The organism is Marinobacter mangrovi (genome assembly GCF_016798325.1).
In the GTDB taxonomy this organism is placed as follows: domain Bacteria; phylum Pseudomonadota; class Gammaproteobacteria; order Pseudomonadales; family Oleiphilaceae; genus Marinobacter_A; species Marinobacter_A mangrovi.
In genome coordinates this window covers 247,580-263,226 of the sequence record NZ_JAERVO010000007.1, presented here as the reverse complement: position 1 = coordinate 263,226, position 15,647 = coordinate 247,580, and the positions used below count along the sequence as shown (strand labels likewise).

The following is a 15,647-nucleotide window of genomic DNA, read 5'->3' as shown; positions in this document are numbered from 1 at the left end:
CGGCATTTCAGAGTCGAGCGATGCCACGGAGGAACGCGGACCCCATGAGCCACACCTCCGCCACCGGTACTAGTCTAGAACAGAACGCATCCACTGATCTGCTAAATTCAAAGGTAGACCCTGACCATGCTGCGGTTCATAAAAAGCCCCACCCACTCTGAGCAGGATCTTCCATGTCTGAACTATACGGAACCATCGTTTTTGAGGCCAAAAAGCCAGCCATCGCCGATTGCCTCACTGAATTCAGCGAAGAGACACCTGCCGAAACCGTGCAAGCTCTGCTGAATGCAGCAGGCGTATCCGTCTCAGACGAAGCCATCCCACGACTACTCGAATTGAATGACGGGGTGCTTTTCTCTGAGGACATCGACTTCGACGGGGACTATGTCGTACTAGCGCCGTTCGGCGAAGAGTGGATTGAAGTTTTGCAGCTCCTCTCGCAATCCACTTCATTGGCATTGGCGTTCTGGGGAAAGCTTCATCATGAGCATGGCGTCGACTACTACGTTGCGGTTTCCGACAGTCGGAAGATGATTACCGCCATCGATGAGGAAGATGGCGAGCTTGACGATGACGAGATTAAGGAAATCGAAAAGAAGTGGCGTGCGGCGATACCTGACAATGTACGCCGCTACCTTCCTGACGATTTCGAGTAGCGGAATCGTCGGCCAACTTTTCATTATAACTCGCCGCCGAAAGCCCTGTTAAAACTCGGAAAACTCATCAGGGTCTGACTTTTTGACGTCATCCCATAACGTCATCAAGTCAGGCGGTCCCTCAAGGGCGTCCATGCGATCTCGAATATTTTGCATGTACTGCCTGCGCTCAGCGCCTTCGTCGGCACCGTTAGTAATGTCAATCTCGTGCGCACAAATACCCAAAAACCTACGAGCCTTATTTTGAGTAATTTTCCGATTGACGTTTGGTGGGCGGTGACTAGTATCCCCTGGCCTAAATAGAATGGGGTCGACGTAATTTAGAAGGGAAAACCAGTAATCTGTCAGGTAGTACCACATGCCCCTTGGTCGGTCTTCATACTTTAACCACCTTATAGGACCAAGTCCGCAGGCGAACTGATAATTTGGATCAAGCTCTGACTGGCGATGCGTGGATTCATCTTTGATTAGAAAAGGAAGATGCCAATCGGGGCTATAGCTGTCGCCAAAAACATAACGGAAAATTCTGACCGCCTCTTCAGTTTTTACTCCGGGCACATCGTCTATCCCTCCAGAGAAAAACAACTTTAGGCTGGATACATCTTTTTCCGTCGCACCTTCAGGCATATTGTGTGTCAACACGTACTCAATCGCTTCAACATTCATATCAGGAAAAAAATTTAGACGGGCTCCTACTGGTTTCGGCTCACCTTTCGTCAATCTTCCCGTCATAAAATAAGCGTGAAGATCGCGTACCTGTTTTCTCGAAAGCTCTTCAGCCCAGCCACGCGAGTCTAGACATTGTTCCCAAAGCGCTTCACGTTTGGCGATCCATATCGGGTCGTCGGTAAAGCTCATATCCATTCTTTATTGCTCCAGATTCGAGTAGTTCAACTCCAATATTTAAAGCACGTAGCGAAATCCAATGATCGTGAAGTGCCAGGGCACGCCGGGTCAGGTCTTGCCTACTGAGCGCCAAGGGAAAGATCTGCCCCTTAGTTATAAACGATCACAGCCCCCCTATTTCCCTAACTACGATTTACTCTCTGTAAATAAACTCAAAGAAATCCAAAGTCTTCAAAAGAGAAGGACTGGAAAAGTTCAGTCACCACTCAGATCAATTACGCCACAACTGAGACTCGTTACGTTGCACGCTTTGAGAAAAGAAGACATTTCAAGGGCAAATTCCAAAGCATTCGGACCACCGACGAACTCAAGCCAGAATTTCGTTTTGCTCCGTTCAAACCCGATAACCAAAAAATATTCGGCTGGCCAACGTTCGAGCATGTCTTCCAATTTTTGCGCAGCCGACTCACCAAATGCGTCCACACGATCTTGAAACAGAGCGCCGGTTTCGCCACGCGCTAAACCTCGAGCAATCGTTTCCCACCTATCGATATCGGGCGACCGAAAGGAAACCTCTACGGAAAGGCTCACCTGCTTCCTCCCAGTTAATTAATTTCTCGCCGCATTCGCTATCGCCCGCTCGTAAAACAACTTCAAATCCGCAAGCTCACTCGCATGATCCATCATAATTTCAGTCACTCGCCGTGCAGCCGAAAAACGAACATCATCAATGCCATATCCGTTCTCCATTACTCCAAATTTTAAAATTGTTTTTATACCTGCTCGAAGAATCTTTGGTCTTACGCTCCCGTCTATGGTCTCGTCTGGCAATTCTTCTTTATCTGAAAACGGAGTTTTTTCGACAACGGAAAGAAGCGTTTCAAAATACTTGTAGTTAAATCTTAACACACCCTGCTCTACCTTCTCCTTTCCCTTCAACCATCTGGAAAATCTGTTTACTAAAATAAAAAATATTGCATTTTCTGTTAAAACAATCTTTCTAAAAGATGACTCATTATTGATGCGCAGCGGGAATTTTCTTTCGCTATCGTAAACATCTCCAAACGTCGCTTGAAAATAGTAATTTTGATCTTCTATGGAAAAAAAGTAGTCCGCCAATTGCCCGCATAAATATTGATTTAGAGTTTTAAAATCGGCATCAGAAATTGGGCCACCCACTCCTTCATCAAGAAGCTGTTGCCAACCGTCGAAACTGGGATCCGGATAGAACACAAACTTATCCACAAGACTAAAATTGCCACCCAAGTCAATTCCATCAAAGAAATACTTATGACATGAACTTATGTTTTTTCGAGTTGCACCATGGTCCTTCATCAACGCCTCTATGGCCTGCCACTGCTGCTCTCTATTGGTTTTCATGATGTATTTCTGCATCATCAATCTCCTCCCTCAACAACCACTTCCTCCAACGCGTCCTTTGCCAAATCATACCCAAGTTGAGGTAGCACTTCCCGGAGCGTTGATAATACACCCGAATCAACAACATGATGATTCATGTCAACCAAAGTGAATAGGTCAGTTTTCCACTTGCTAGTAGCCCCGTATTCAATCACCATTTCGGTATCACTCCACCCTTCTTTTAGGACACTTGAGCGCCAAGTATTGCATTCTCCTTTCTTTCAAGAATTAGGCTGGACTCAAACCACCCTCACCAACGCCCCTTTCTCCCAACCCAGCCGTCCAATCTCCGCCACCTGCCGCCGCATCCCCGGCACCGGGCGGATCATAAACAGATCCCCATTGCGCCCCAGCAGGGATTTGGGCACGCCGCAGTCCCGCGCCAGGCTGGCGTGGACGTCCATGTGTTCGGCTTCGCCGTGGACGGGGATGGCGACTTCCGGTTGCACCCACTGGTACATGGCGCGCAGTTCGTCCTGGGCCGGGTGGCCGGAGGCGTGGATGGGGAGGTCCGCGGCTTCGGCGGTGATGACGTCGACGCCCTGCTCTTTCAGGCTGGCGATCAGGGCGTCGATGGCCTCTTCGTTGCCGGGGATGGCGCGGGCGCTGAAGATGACGCGGTCGCCGGGTTCCAGCTCCACGTCGGGGTGGGTGCCCATGGCCATGCGGCGCAGGGCGGTGCGGGGTTCGCCCTGGCTGCCGGTGGCGACGGCCAGCACTTCTTCCCGGGGCAGGTAGCCCAGGTGGGCGGGGTTGATGAGGTGGTCGTCGGCGTTCCAGACGCCCGCGGCCTTGGCGGCGCCGCTCATGTTGATCAGCGACCGGCCCAGCAGGCCCATGTAACGGCCGGTGGCGCGGGCGACGTTGGCGAGGGTGTGCAGGCGGGCGATGTTGCTGCCGAAGCAGGCGACGATGACGCGGCCCGGGGCGTCCTGGGTGGCGGCCAGCAGGCCTTTTTCCAGTACGGATTCGGAGGTGGAGTGGCCGGCGACGGTGGCGTTGGTGGAGTCGCAGACCATGGCGGCCACGCCCTCGTCCGCCAGCGCTTTGAACGTGCCCGGCGTGTAGCCGTGGCCCACCAGCGGCTCGTCGTCCAGCTTCCAGTCGCCGCTGTGGAAGATGTTGCCCGCCGGGGTGCGGATCATCAGGGCGTTGGGATCGGGGATGGAATGGGTCAGGGCCAGCCATTCCACCTGGAACGGGCCGATGGTGCGGCGTTCTTCCACGTCCACCACGTGGATGGGCACCCGGTGCAGCAGGTCGAACTCTGCGAGCTTGCGGCGCAGGATTTCAGCCGTAAAGCGGCTGGTGTAGACGGGGCACTGCAACAGCGGCCACAGGTACGGCACCGCGCCCACGTGGTCCTCATGGGCGTGGGTGATGATCAGACCCGCGAGCTGGTCCCGGCGGTCGGCGATGAAGGCGGGATCGGCCATCTGCACCGGCGGTTCGCCGCGCTGGTGCACCGTGCCGTCCGCCACCACCCGCCCGGGCCGGGGAAAGGTCACCCCGCAATCCACCATCAGCCACTGACCGTCGTGGCCGTAGAGATTGAGGTTCATGCCGATTTCGCCGGTGCCGCCGAGCGGCAGGAACCAGAGGTCGTTGTGGTCGGGGGTCATGGCATCCTTGTGGTGGTTGTGGGTGAGCGGACGGTGCAAGCCTGCAGTGTAACGCAGATTCCGGGTGGTACCGCGGCCTCGACTGGCCGGTCAGTGCGGGGTGCGTTACCATCACCGTTTTGGTGCAGAGCCATTTATGGCCTCGCAAATAGCTGACTTTGTTAAGTTTATCAGCCGGTGTCCGCGCGTTTTGCGACAGCCGTTCCGATCTGCACGACGGCTGCGCCCGTATCACGGAGACGAATCCTGACCGGTCTCCACGTGCCGTGATCCCGGTGATCGCCGATCACCCGAACCCATCTGAAGCAGAAGCCTCCTATGACCGAAGCCGCTGTAAAATCCCGGGCGCCGTCCGCCGTGCTGACGCTGACCGGCATCCTGTTTGTAGCGCTCAACCTGCGCCCGGCCCTGACCAGCGTGTCGCCGGTACTGAAGCGCATCGGTGAAACGCTGGCGCTGGGCTCGTTCGGTCAGGGGATTCTCACCACGCTGCCGGTCCTGTTCCTGGGGCTGTCCGCGCCGCTGGCGCCGCGGCTGGCCCAGCGTATCGGGGTGGATCGGGCCGTGCTGGTGGCCACGGCGGTGCTGGGGGCGGTGCTGGTGCTCCGGCCCTACAGCGGCACTGTGGGTCTGTTTGCCGGTACGTTGATCGCCGGCGGCTGCATCGGGGTGATGGGCGTTCTGCTGCCGGGCGTGGTGAAGCGGGACTTTCCGTCGTCCGCCAGCATCCTGACCGGGTTCTACACGGCGGTGCTCTGCCTGGGCGCTTCGGCGGCTGCGGGGACGACGGAACCCATGCGCCTGGCCTTCGGCGACGACTGGCAGGCGGCACTGGCGATCTGGACGATCCCGGCCTGGGTGGCGGTGGTGCTCTGGTGGCTGCAGCTCGACGGCAAGCACATTCCCAAACGCCCGACCAAACCGGCCCGCTCGTTGTTCCGGGATCCGCTGGCCTGGCAGGTGACGCTCTATATGGGCCTGCAATCGTCGCTGGCCTATTCGGTGTTTGGCTGGCTGCCGACGATCCTGCAGGATCGCGGGATGTCGGCGGTGAACGCCGGGATCGGCCTGTCGCTCTCGATCATGATCCAGATCGGCTCGGCCATCGCCGCGCCCTGGATCAGCAGCCGCATGCGGGACCAGCGGGCGATGATCGCGCTGGCCGTGCTGTTCACCGGCGCCGGGCTGATGGGCTGCATCTACGCGCCGATCGGCGGCATCTGGTTCTGGGCGGTGATCCTCGGCGTCGGCCAGGGCGGGACGTTCAGCATGGCGCTGACCCTGCTGGCCGTGCGCGCCCGGGATCACGAGACCGCCGCGCGCCTGTCCGGCATGGCCCAGGGCGTCGGCTACACCATGGCGGCGGTCGGCCCGCTGGTGCTGGGATTGCTGCACGGGGCTTTTGACGACTGGCAGGTGGCCGGTGTGTTCCTGGCGGTGATTGCCCTCGCGGCACTCGGGTTCGGTCTGGCGGCGGGTCGACCGCTTTACGTGGGCGAAGCACGCTGAACACCGGTGACGGTGACTGCCGACCGACATAGGCGAGGCACCCGACCGGATCGGCTGGCCGGCGCTTCCGGCAAACGCTCAGTAACGCTGGTCGACTTCCCTGTTCGAGGCCGCCAGGGTATCCGGGTCGATCAGATGGGTGGGAATTCGGATGGTCTGTGGCGGCTCGCCGGGATGGGCCATTCGCGCCAGGCTTCGGGCCACGGCCAGTTTGGCCATTCGGGCCGGAGACTGGGCAGCCGTGGCGGCAAGGTTGGGCTGGTGCTCCCGCATCGCGCGTATGAACGCGGGCGACCCGTCGACGGAAACGATCTGGATGTCGTCACGGCCACTCAGTTCGGCCGCCTGGGCCGCCCCCAGGGCGGACGGGTCGTTGATCGCGAAGATCCCCTGCACAGCGGGCTGCTGGCTGAGCAGGAAGGTGCCCGCTTCCAGACCGCCGCCAAAGGTCCCGCCACCGTTGTATTGATCGCCCAACAGGTGGATGTCCGGGTAGTTGTTCAACACGGACCGGCAGCCGGCCACCCGTTCGGTGACGGACGACACCTGGGCGCCGTTGACGACGGCCACCTCGCCCCGGTGATTCAACCTGTCAACCAGGTACTGGCAAGCGATCTCGCCGGCCTGGACGTTGTCCGTGGTCACGGTGATGTCCGCGCCCCGGGCATCGATGTCGATGGCGGCCACCACGATGCCGGCCTTTTGGGCCAGCCGGATGTCCGGCTCGATGGCCTCGCTGTCGGCCGCGGTCAGCAGGATGATGGCCACCCGGTCATCGATGAACTGTCGGATCTGCCGGCGCTGGCGCTTCAGGTCATAGGCACTGGACACCACGGTCATCGCCACGGGCCGGCCGGACTGGGCCTCAGCCTCTGCCTGAATGGCCTCGGCCAGGCTGTAGAAGAAGGCATTGCCCAGGTCCGCCACGCTGACACCGATGCGCAGCCGGTCGTCGGCCGAGGCGGTCAGCGTGATCATCAGGCCCAGCATGCCGATGGCCAGCAGTCGTTTCATGGCGATCCCGTCATCGTCAGTGATCCGACCTCCACGTCGGAATCCTTGGGGCGGAGTTCAGGCCGCCGCGTCGCCGTCCACGGCGCCGGTCATGATCGCCACCGCATCCGACATGGAATGCGTATCCGGCCGGATCACGGCGGCGCGTCTGCCCAGCCGGTGCACATGGATGCGGTCGGCCACCTCGAACACATGAGGCATGTTATGGCTGATCAGCACCACGGGCAATCCGCGATTGCGCACATCCTTGATCAGATTGAGCACACGCCGGGATTCCTTGACGCCAAGGGCCGCGGTCGGCTCATCCAGAATCACCACTTTACTGCCGAAGGCGGCCGAGCGCGCCACGGCCACGCCCTGGCGCTGACCGCCGGACAGGGTTTCCACGGCCTGGGTGATGTTCTGGATGGTGAGCAGCCCCAGGTCACTGAGCTGCTGGGTCGCGCGGCGGCGCATCTCGGCCTTGTCGAGCATGCGGAACACCGAGCCCAGGATGCCGGGCTTGCGCAGCTCGCGCCCCAGGAAGAGGTTGTCGGCGATGCCCAGCGACGGCGCTACGGCCAGCGTCTGGTAGACGGTTTCGATGCCTGCCTCGCGCGCCTCCATGGGATTGCGGAAGCTGATGGGCCGGCCGTTCATGCGGATCTCGCCGGCATCCGGCACCACGGCGCCGGACAGCGCCTTGATCAGCGAGGATTTACCGGCGCCGTTGTCGCCGATCACGGCCAGGACCTCGCCCGGGTACAGGTCAAAATCGGCCGAGTCCAGGGCGGTGACCCGGCCATAACGCTTGATCAGGCCCCTTGCGGACAGTACAGGTGTTGTCTCGTCGGTCATGCGGAAACCCTCCGGATCCACTGGTCAATGGCGACGGCTACGATGATCAGCAGGCCGACGGTGAATTGCTGCCAGAGCACATCCACACCGGCCAGGGCCAGCCCGTTGCGGAAGATGCCGACGATGAGCGCCCCGATCAGGGTGCCGAAAATGGACCCCCGGCCGCCAAACAGCGACGTCCCGCCGATCACCACGGCGGTGATGCTGTCCAGGTTCGACATGAAGCCCACCTGCGGACTGACCGAGCCGATACGGCCGATCATCAGCCAGGCGGCGAGACCACAGATCAGGCCCGCCAGCACGTAGATCGATTGCAGCACGCGCCGGGTACGGATGCCGGCCAGTTCGGCGGCGTCCTTGTCGTCGCCGGTGGCGTAGACATGGCGGCCCCAGGCGGTCCAGTTCAGGGCGAACCAGACCAGGCCGAACAGCCCCAGCATCAACAGGGAGCCGTAGGTCAGGCGCGCGCCGAAGACATCGATGGCATGGCCGGTCCACTGCAGCAGCGGCGCGGCGCTCTCGATATCCTGGGAGCGGATGGTCTCGCTCTTGGAATACCAGAGATTCAGCGCGAAGAAGATGTTCCAGGTGCCCAGCGTCACGATAAACGGTGGCAGCTTGACCCGGGTCACCAGGGACCCGTTGATGGCGCCGCACAGGGCCCCGGCGCCGAGGCCCAGCAGCAGGGCGCCGAACGGCGGCAGGCCGAAGTCGACCGCCATGCGGCCCATGACGACGGTGCACAGCACCATGATGGCGCCAACGCTGAGGTCGATGCCCATGGTCAGGATGATCAGGGTCTGGGCGACCCCCAGGGTGCCGATGATGGTGACCTGTTGCAGCACCAGCGAGAGGTTGAACGGGCTCAGGAAACGACCGCCCACGATCAGCGTGAAGGCGGCGATGGCGGCCAGCAGCACGATTGCCGGTGCCGCCGTTGGATTGGCGTGGAAGAAACGATGCAGCCGTTGCCAGCCGGACAGCGGCTCGACGGCATTCCGCGCGGCCAGTGTGCCGCTGACGGATTCCGTGAGGCGCTCATGGTCGGCGGCCACGGCGGGAGTGGGTCTGGATGCGGTCATAACGCGGCTCCGGGAAATAGCCTGGTCAGGTTTCGAGGGAAGCCGGGATGGCGATGTCGTCGGACCACGGGGCGGACGTCCATCGGGCATGTCGGGCCCGTCCGCCCCGGGTCAGCTCCCGGCCGGGAGCCTCAGCCCCAGCACTCGCCGAGACCGGCGTGGGCGCTGATGCTCTTGATGCCATCCACCGGGTGGTCCGTGACCAGGGTCACGCCGGTGTCGTGGAAGTCCTTGCCGGGCGAGGGCTGTGGCTTCTTGCCGGTGCGGGCGTACTCGGCGATGGCTTCAACCCCCAGGGAGGCCATCTTCAGCGGAAACTGCATGGAGGTGGCGCCGATGACGCCGCTTTCGACGTTCTGGACCCCCGGGCATCCGCCGTCGACGGAGACGATGGTCACCTGGTCCTCCAGGCCCACGGCCTTCAATGCCTGGTAGGCACCGGCCGCCGCCGGTTCATTGATGGTGTAGACGAGGTTGATGCCCGGGTCTTTCTGCAGCAGGTTTTCCATGGCGCGGCGACCGCCTTCCTCGGAACCCTCGGTCACGTCGTTACCGACGATGCGAGGATCGGTTTCATCGCCGATGTCTTTGGGGTCGTTCAGGTCGATACCGAAGCCCTTCAAGAAGCCCTGGTCCCGGGCCACGTCGACGGTGATCTCGCTCGGGTTCAGATCCAGCAGGGCGATCTTGGCGTCCTTGGCGTCGGCTCCCATCCGGGCTTTGGCCCATTCACCGATCATGACACCGGCCTTGAAGTTGTCGGTGGCAAACGTCGCGTCGGCGGCCGAGGCCGGGCTCAGGGGCGTGTCCAGGGCAATGACGAGCAGGCCGGCGTCACGGGCGCGCTCGATGGTCGGCACGATGGCGGCGGGATCGTTCGGGGTGATCAGGATGCCGGCGGCACCGGCCGCAATCAGGTTCTCGATGGCCTGGACCTGGGAGTCGTTATCGCCGTCGTAGCGCCCGGCGGCGGTGCGCAGCTCGATACCCATGTCCTTGGCCTTGGCGGTCGCGCCCTCCTTCATCTTGACGAAGAAAGGATTGGTGTTGGTCTTGGTGATCAGGCCCACCAGAACGTCATCGGCCAGCGCGCCGGTTGCAACAACGCTCAGGCCCACGGCCATGGCCAGGGATTTCAGGGGTGCTTTCATGATCAGTCCTGCCTCTTTGTTGTTGTGGTCGATCAATACCGGCTAGTCGAGCCGTCGGGACCACTTTACGCAGGCGTGCTAACCGGGAATTTCAACGACACGTCGGTTTTGAAACAATTGAAATACAGGCAGGCGTGAACGCGGAGCCGGTCAGCGTGGTGTTCGGGGCGACCGGCACGCCCGGATGGCGCCGGCCGGGGTCAGGCAGGCCCCAGACCGGGGAACAGTTCCCGGAACATGGCGGCGGTCAGCGGCTTCTGCACCAGCGGCCAATGGATGTCGAGCCCCAACTCCCGCTCCAGCATGGCCCGGGGCAGGCCGGATATCAGTAGACAGGTGGTTTCCGGCCAGCAGCTGTGGGCCATGGTCACCACATCCAGCCCGGTCAGGTGGCCACCGAGGTTGACGTCGGACACCAGCAGACCGACGGCGGCATCGCAGTGTCGGGCCCAGTCGATGAAGTGTTCGCCGTGTTCGAAACCAACCACGTCCAGCCCCCGCGCTTCGAACAGGTCCACCAGGGCGTCACGCACACTGCGATCGTCCTCGACGATGGCGACGCCCCGGGTGGTATCGAAGGGCAACGGATCCAGCGCCGCCGCCGGATGGTCCGTTCCGGCGCCCTGGGCCAGTGGCCAGCTCAGGGTGATGGTGGTGCCCTGGCGGGGGGCGGATTCCAGTTGGAAGTCACCGCCGCTTTGCTGCACGAAGCCATAGACGGTGCTCAGCCCCAGTCCGCTACCCTGCCCGGCCGGCTTGGTGGTAAAGAAGGGTTCCAGCACCCGCTTCTGCATCGACGGCGGAATGCCGGTGCCGGTATCGGTGACCCGGATGACCAGCCGATCCGAGGCGGCCGGTCGCGTCTGGATGCGAATGTGGCCGCTGGACGGAATCGCGGCGGCGCTGTTCAGCGCCAGGTTGAGGATGGCGTTTTCCAACTGCGAGGGATCGATGTCGATCGTTGCATCCGGCGCCCCCAGATCCAGGTCCAGTTGAATCCGGCCGGACACGCTGTATTCCAGCAGCTCGGCCATACCGGCCAGCACGTCGTCGACCACCACCACTTCCGGCCGCAGGCGCTGCTTGCGACTGAACGCCAGCAACCGTTGCACCAATTGGGCTCCGCGCTCACTGACATTCAGCGCCCGTTCCAGGTACTTCCGACCGCGCTCGGACAGGTCGGGCAGTTGATCGAGCAGTTGCAGGTTGCCCAGCAGGGCCGCCAGCAGGTTGTTGAAATCGTGCGCCACGCCCCCGGTCAGTTGCCCCAGCACCTCCATCTTCTGCGACTGCTGCAGCTGCTGTTCGGCCACCCGCCGCTCGGTCAGGTCGCTGTACAGGGTCACGAAGCCGCCGTTCGGCATCGGCTGGCTGCGGAACTCGACGATCTGGCCGTCATCGTAGTGGCGCTCGAAACTCTGGACACTGCGGTGACGCGCCTCGTTCAGCGACTGGATGTCGATCGACTCCTGCTGGAGGTTCAGGTTGCGGAACCGCTTTCGGCTCATCAGGCGCTGTACCTCGTCCAGCCTCAGGCCCGGCCGCAACTGGTCCGGTTCGAAATCAAAGATTTCCAGGTAGCGGCGGTTCCAGGTCACCAGTTCGCCTTCGGCCGAGAAGACACTGAGGCCATCCTGGATCTGGTTGAAGGTGGTTTCCAGCAGGGTCTTCTGGGCGTCCAGTTCCTGGCTGGTGCGCTCCGCCGCCCGGGCGTGGTCGCGGAAGATGTCGTAGGCGGCCGCCAGGTCACCGATCTCGTCCCTGCGCTTGATGGCGATGTGCGCAGGCGCGGCCTCGCCCCGTGACAGGTAGCCCATATCCTCGATCACGACCGCCAGGTCCCGGGTCAGCCGTCGATTGTTGGCGTAGTGCACGCCGATGGCGGCCATCAGCACCAGCGCCAGCCCCACGGTCAGCACCAGGGCCCGGGTGACCTGGGCGGACACGGTTTGCTGCTGGCCCAGCACGACGTTCTGGATGTCGGTGGCGAAGTTGTTGGTCTGCTGGGTCAGCTGCTCCGAATGGGCGCGCAGGCGGGCGAGCAGGAAGGCCTTTCCCTGTTCGATGCGCTGCAACTGGCGGTGATCGTCCGCGGCCAGCGTCAGCCAGTCCCGATAGTCGTCCCGCCCGGGCAGGGTTGAGGCCAGGTTTCCCAATTCCTGGAGGCTCCGGTCGACGTACTGGTCCGGATGGGTGATGGAGAGGTAGAAGCGCTGCAACGACGGCCAGGGATCCAGCGTGGCCCGGTCGACTCCGGAGCGGGCCCGCGCCCGCTGGTCCACCTCGAACTGTGCGGCGAAAAGATCCTCGCGCAGGAACAGTTCGTCATTGACCAGATCGGCCAGCCGGTTCAGGTCGGCGCGGATATCGGCCAGGCTGGCCTGCAACTGCTCGCGCACCTCCGGGTTCTGCAACTGTTCGGACAGCGAGTAGGCCAGCTCATACCGGTGCGACAGTCGCTGGCGCTCGGTCTGCAATTGCATCGGCCGGCCGGCGGACGCCAGGTAGGGCGCCATCGCCACGATCTGGGCCGCTTCCTCCGACAGGGTCAGGGCATTGCGGATCTCCGGGATCAGCAACCCCTCGAACTCGTTAACCGCCGACCGGGTCTGGTTCAGGCTGTGCCAGGTCACCAGGATCAGCCCCGCCACCAGACAGATCCCGATGCCAAACGCCAGCAGCGCCTGGTTCCGGAGTGTCCAGCGCATAGCCCTCATAGCTGGGACACGCTGGCCTCAAACCGGTACCCCATGCCGCGTTCGGTCTTGATGTAACGCGGCACCTTGGGATTCTCTTCCAGCTTTCGCCGCAGCCGCAAGACCAGGACGTCAATCGTGCGGTCGAAGGACTCGGTCTCCCTGCCGTGAGTCCGCTCAAGCAGCACGTCACGGCTGAGCACCCGGTTAGGCGACTGCACCATGACTGCCAGCAGGTTGAACTCGCCACTGGTCAGTTCAACGGCTTCGCCCTTGGGGTTGAACAGTTGGCGCCGGCTCAGGTTCAACTGCCAGCCGTCGAACACCAGCCCGCCTTGCGGTTCCGCAGACAGGGTGCGGGGTGTCACGCTCAACTCGGTGCTGCGGCGCAGGAGGGCCCGCACCCGGGCGATGACTTCACGCAGGTTGAAGGGTTTCATCAGGAAATCGTCGGCCGCCATCTCGAGGCCGAGGATGCGGTCGGTCTCATCCCCCTTGCCGGTCAGCATCATGATGGGAATGGGCGAGCGCTCGCGGACCTGTTGTGCGACCCGCAGGCCGTTCTCCTGCTCCAGGCGCAGGTCCAGGACGATCAGGTCGACCGTATCGCGCTCCAGGAGGTTGAGCAGGTCACGGCCCCGACGCAACGGCGTAACTCGGTACCCCTCCAGGGTCAGGGCGTCCTCCAGGACGTCCAGAATATCGACTTCATCGTCGACGATCACCAGATGGCGTGGGTGTTCAACCTCCATCGTCCACTTCAACCTCTTATTGTTATGCTGGCCGCTTCTACGCGCGTGCTTTAACGGATCATTTCACTATCATTGGCGGGTCGCCGCAACACACGATTGCGTTTGATCGCCCGCTTTACGTGGGCGAGGAACGCTGATGCAATGCGTCTGACGCCGTTGACCGACCTAAGAAGCCCTGGGCACCAGGTCGCCCTGGAAAATCGAGAGACGAACCGGAGCAGCGATGGAACTGACTTTTCTCGGCACCTCCGCCGGCACGCCCACCCGCCACCGCAACGTAACCGGGCTGGCATTGCAGCACGGCGGCCCGAAAGGCTGGTACCTGATCGATTGCGGCGAAGGCACTCAGCATCAGTTGCGTAAGACGCATCATACGCTGAGCCAACTGCGGGCGATTTTCATCACCCACGTACACGGCGATCACACCTTTGGTTTGCCGGGGCTGCTGGCCAGTGCGTCCATGGCCGGGCGGACCGAGCCGTTGCCGCTGATCGCGCCGCCTTCGATCCGCACCTTCGTGGAAACCACGCTGGGCGCGACCGACTCCAACCTGGGTTACGAGATCGAGTTTATTGAGGTGCATGCGGACGGGTTCCACTGGCAGGACGAGCACATCGACGTGACAACCGCCGCCCTGTCCCACCGCGTGCCAACGGTGGCGTATCAGGTGACCGAGCGACACCTGGAGCGGCATCTGCTGACGGAGAAACTTCAGGAGGACGGCATACCCGCCGGGCCCGCCTGGGGCGAGCTGCAACGGGGTCAGGACGTGACGCTGGACGACGGCCGGGTGCTGCGCAGCACAGACTACGTGACGGTCAACCGGTCGCCCCGCCGGATTGTGGTGGGCGGCGACAACGACACGCCCGAGCTGCTGACGGACGCCTGCCGCGGGGCGCAGGTTCTGGTCCACGAATCCACCTACACCCAGGAAGTCTCCGACCGGGTCGGCCCCTGGCCGCAGCACAGCTCGGCGGAACAGGTGGCCCGCTTTGCCGAAGCGGTCGGCCTGCCGAATCTGGTGCTGACGCATTTCAGTTCCCGTTACCAGTTCAACCACCCGTCCGCACCGCTGATCGACGAAATCGAGCAGGAGGCCCGTCGATTCTACTCGGGCAACCTCAACCTGGCGCGGGATCTGGCGACCTACATGCTGGACCGGGACGGCCGGCTGGCGCCGGTCCCGTCCGGTGAATGACCCAGGTTGGCTGGCCTCGCAGACATGCCATCAGGCCCGTGTTAGGGTCGACAATCGATCCGCATGAACACCACGACTGCCGGGGTTAACGATGGAAGAATTTATTGACGGCTTCCGCCGCTATGGCGACTTTACCGGTCGCGCCACACGCCGACAGTACTGGATGTTCTTCCTCTACTATTTCCTCTTCTCGATTGCCGCCAACCTGATCGATCTGGCGATGGGTTCCTTCGTAGTGTCGCTGCTGTTCAGCGTGGTGACGATCATCCCCACCCTCAGCCTGGGCACACGCCGGCTGCACGACATCGGCCGCTCCGGCTGGTGGCAGTTGCTGATGTTCCTGATCCTGATCGGCTGGATTATTCTGGCGGTGATGTTTGCGCGGGAAGGTGAAGGGGATAACGCATTCGGGCCCGAACCTGCACGCCCCTGAGCGTTAGCGCCAGCCACCCTGCACAATCCGCCGACGGCCTTTGACCCCGGGGTTATAGAGGTACACCCAGGCGGGTCCAAGCGGCGTGGCCAGCCAGCGCCGGTCGTAGGTGCCGCTGGCCGGATCTTGCGGGTTGTATTCCTCCAGCCAGTCGACCCGGCGCAGGCCGGCGTCCGTGACCGCAAAGAGTTCCACCTCTACGCCCCGCGAGGGCTCCAGTTTGGCGCCCGGATAGGCACCCAAATCGTACAGCGCAATGGTGTTTAATCGAGTCCGACCCAGGAAACGGGCACCCCGCAGGAACCGGTGATTGCTGCCGCCCCGCTTGAGCGTGCCGTAGACCGCCACGCAGTGCGGGTGCAGTCGGGTGGTTCTTGCGCGGGTGGGTTCGTCGGGCATCGATGTCTCCGGGTCGGTTCAAGGGTCCGGGGG

At 62.1% G+C, this 15,647-nt stretch carries 15 protein-coding genes; 4 read left to right on the top strand and 11 right to left on the bottom strand.

Annotation, left to right across the window (positions count from 1 at the left end; translation table 11 throughout):
- Nucleotides 1-173: 173 nt before the first annotated feature.
- Nucleotides 174-656 (top strand): hypothetical protein, encoded by a 483-nt coding sequence (locus JL474_RS19285; RefSeq protein ID WP_203143425.1) that lies wholly within the window; start codon nt 174-176, stop codon nt 654-656.
- A 48-nt stretch (nt 657-704) separates the two neighbouring features.
- On the opposite strand, the gene JL474_RS19280 is transcribed toward JL474_RS19285, so the two are convergent.
- From JL474_RS19280 to JL474_RS19265, 4 genes are all read right to left on the bottom strand, one after another.
- Entirely contained in the window at nt 705-1,514 is an 810-nt protein-coding gene (locus JL474_RS19280; protein WP_203143423.1) for a hypothetical protein, read from the bottom strand.
- 243 nt (nt 1,515-1,757) lie between these two features.
- A complete protein-coding gene (locus JL474_RS19275) occupies nt 1,758-2,093 on the bottom strand; it encodes a hypothetical protein (RefSeq protein ID WP_203143421.1) in 336 nt (111 codons plus the stop codon).
- Between the two features lie 18 nt (nt 2,094-2,111).
- Nucleotides 2,112-2,900, bottom strand: a complete 789-nt coding sequence (locus JL474_RS19270; RefSeq protein WP_203143420.1) for a hypothetical protein — start codon at nt 2,898-2,900, stop codon at nt 2,112-2,114.
- Between the two features lie 260 nt (nt 2,901-3,160).
- Nucleotides 3,161-4,543, bottom strand: coding sequence for a ribonuclease J (locus tag JL474_RS19265; RefSeq protein WP_203143418.1), 1,383 nt, complete (start codon nt 4,541-4,543; stop codon nt 3,161-3,163).
- Nucleotides 4,544-4,861: 318 nt separating this feature from the next.
- Between JL474_RS19265 and JL474_RS19260 the strand changes: the two genes are divergently transcribed.
- The gene (locus tag JL474_RS19260; RefSeq protein ID WP_203143416.1) at nt 4,862-6,052 is read left to right on the top strand and encodes a CynX/NimT family MFS transporter; all 1,191 of its coding nucleotides are present in this window, start codon (nt 4,862-4,864) and stop codon (nt 6,050-6,052) included.
- Between the two features lie 78 nt (nt 6,053-6,130).
- Here the strand turns inward: JL474_RS19260 and JL474_RS19255 are convergent, their stop codons facing one another.
- The 6 genes from JL474_RS19255 to JL474_RS19230 form a co-directional block, all read right to left on the bottom strand.
- A complete protein-coding gene (locus JL474_RS19255) occupies nt 6,131-7,066 on the bottom strand; it encodes a substrate-binding domain-containing protein (RefSeq protein ID WP_203143414.1) in 936 nt (311 codons plus the stop codon).
- 57 nt (nt 7,067-7,123) lie between these two features.
- A complete protein-coding gene (locus JL474_RS19250; RefSeq protein WP_203143413.1) occupies nt 7,124-7,903 on the bottom strand; it encodes an ATP-binding cassette domain-containing protein in 780 nt (259 codons plus the stop codon).
- Nucleotides 7,900-8,985 (bottom strand): ABC transporter permease, encoded by a 1,086-nt coding sequence (locus JL474_RS19245; protein ID WP_203143411.1) that lies wholly within the window; start codon nt 8,983-8,985, stop codon nt 7,900-7,902. The genes JL474_RS19250 and JL474_RS19245 overlap by 4 nt, the downstream gene beginning before the upstream one ends.
- Before the next feature lie 131 nt (nt 8,986-9,116).
- On the bottom strand, nt 9,117-10,136 hold the full coding sequence (locus JL474_RS19240) for a sugar ABC transporter substrate-binding protein (protein WP_203143408.1): 1,020 nt from the start codon (nt 10,134-10,136) through the stop codon (nt 9,117-9,119).
- A 200-nt stretch (nt 10,137-10,336) separates the two neighbouring features.
- A complete protein-coding gene (locus JL474_RS19235; RefSeq protein WP_203143406.1) occupies nt 10,337-12,844 on the bottom strand; it encodes a PAS-domain containing protein in 2,508 nt (835 codons plus the stop codon).
- A gap of 5 nt (nt 12,845-12,849) precedes the next feature.
- Entirely contained in the window at nt 12,850-13,584 is a 735-nt protein-coding gene (locus tag JL474_RS19230; RefSeq protein WP_203143404.1) for a winged helix-turn-helix domain-containing protein, read from the bottom strand.
- A gap of 223 nt (nt 13,585-13,807) precedes the next feature.
- On the opposite strand from JL474_RS19230, the gene JL474_RS19225 reads away from it, so the two are divergent.
- On the top strand, nt 13,808-14,782 hold the full coding sequence (locus JL474_RS19225; RefSeq protein ID WP_203143401.1) for a ribonuclease Z: 975 nt from the start codon (nt 13,808-13,810) through the stop codon (nt 14,780-14,782).
- Between the two features lie 91 nt (nt 14,783-14,873).
- Complete coding sequence (locus JL474_RS19220; protein WP_203143399.1) at nt 14,874-15,215, top strand: DUF805 domain-containing protein; 342 nt, start codon at nt 14,874-14,876, stop codon at nt 15,213-15,215.
- A gap of 3 nt (nt 15,216-15,218) precedes the next feature.
- Here JL474_RS19220 and JL474_RS19215 read toward each other — a convergent pair whose 3' ends face one another.
- Nucleotides 15,219-15,614 (bottom strand): gamma-glutamylcyclotransferase family protein, encoded by a 396-nt coding sequence (locus JL474_RS19215; protein WP_203143397.1) that lies wholly within the window; start codon nt 15,612-15,614, stop codon nt 15,219-15,221.
- Nucleotides 15,615-15,647 lie beyond the last annotated feature (33 nt).

What these genes read in the sequence shown, in the direction of transcription:
- JL474_RS19285 (WP_203143425.1), top strand. Translation starts at nt 174, where the DNA reads ATGTCTGAACTATACGGAACCATCGTTTTTGAGGCCAAAAAGCCAGCC.
- JL474_RS19220 (WP_203143399.1), top strand. Translation starts at nt 14,874, where the DNA reads ATGGAAGAATTTATTGACGGCTTCCGCCGCTATGGCGACTTTACCGGT.
- JL474_RS19270 (WP_203143420.1), bottom strand. Translation starts at nt 2,900, where the DNA reads ATGATGCAGAAATACATCATGAAAACCAATAGAGAGCAGCAGTGGCAG.
- JL474_RS19240 (WP_203143408.1), bottom strand. Translation starts at nt 10,136, where the DNA reads ATGAAAGCACCCCTGAAATCCCTGGCCATGGCCGTGGGCCTGAGCGTT.
- JL474_RS19255 (WP_203143414.1), bottom strand. Translation starts at nt 7,066, where the DNA reads ATGAAACGACTGCTGGCCATCGGCATGCTGGGCCTGATGATCACGCTG.
- JL474_RS19245 (WP_203143411.1), bottom strand. Translation starts at nt 8,985, where the DNA reads ATGACCGCATCCAGACCCACTCCCGCCGTGGCCGCCGACCATGAGCGC.
- JL474_RS19265 (WP_203143418.1), bottom strand. Translation starts at nt 4,543, where the DNA reads ATGACCCCCGACCACAACGACCTCTGGTTCCTGCCGCTCGGCGGCACC.
- JL474_RS19250 (WP_203143413.1), bottom strand. Translation starts at nt 7,903, where the DNA reads ATGACCGACGAGACAACACCTGTACTGTCCGCAAGGGGCCTGATCAAG.
- JL474_RS19235 (WP_203143406.1), bottom strand. Translation starts at nt 12,844, where the DNA reads ATGCGCTGGACACTCCGGAACCAGGCGCTGCTGGCGTTTGGCATCGGG.
- JL474_RS19280 (WP_203143423.1), bottom strand. Translation starts at nt 1,514, where the DNA reads ATGAGCTTTACCGACGACCCGATATGGATCGCCAAACGTGAAGCGCTT.
- JL474_RS19230 (WP_203143404.1), bottom strand. Translation starts at nt 13,584, where the DNA reads ATGGAGGTTGAACACCCACGCCATCTGGTGATCGTCGACGATGAAGTC.
- JL474_RS19215 (WP_203143397.1), bottom strand. Translation starts at nt 15,614, where the DNA reads ATGCCCGACGAACCCACCCGCGCAAGAACCACCCGACTGCACCCGCAC.
- JL474_RS19225 (WP_203143401.1), top strand. Translation starts at nt 13,808, where the DNA reads ATGGAACTGACTTTTCTCGGCACCTCCGCCGGCACGCCCACCCGCCAC.
- JL474_RS19260 (WP_203143416.1), top strand. Translation starts at nt 4,862, where the DNA reads ATGACCGAAGCCGCTGTAAAATCCCGGGCGCCGTCCGCCGTGCTGACG.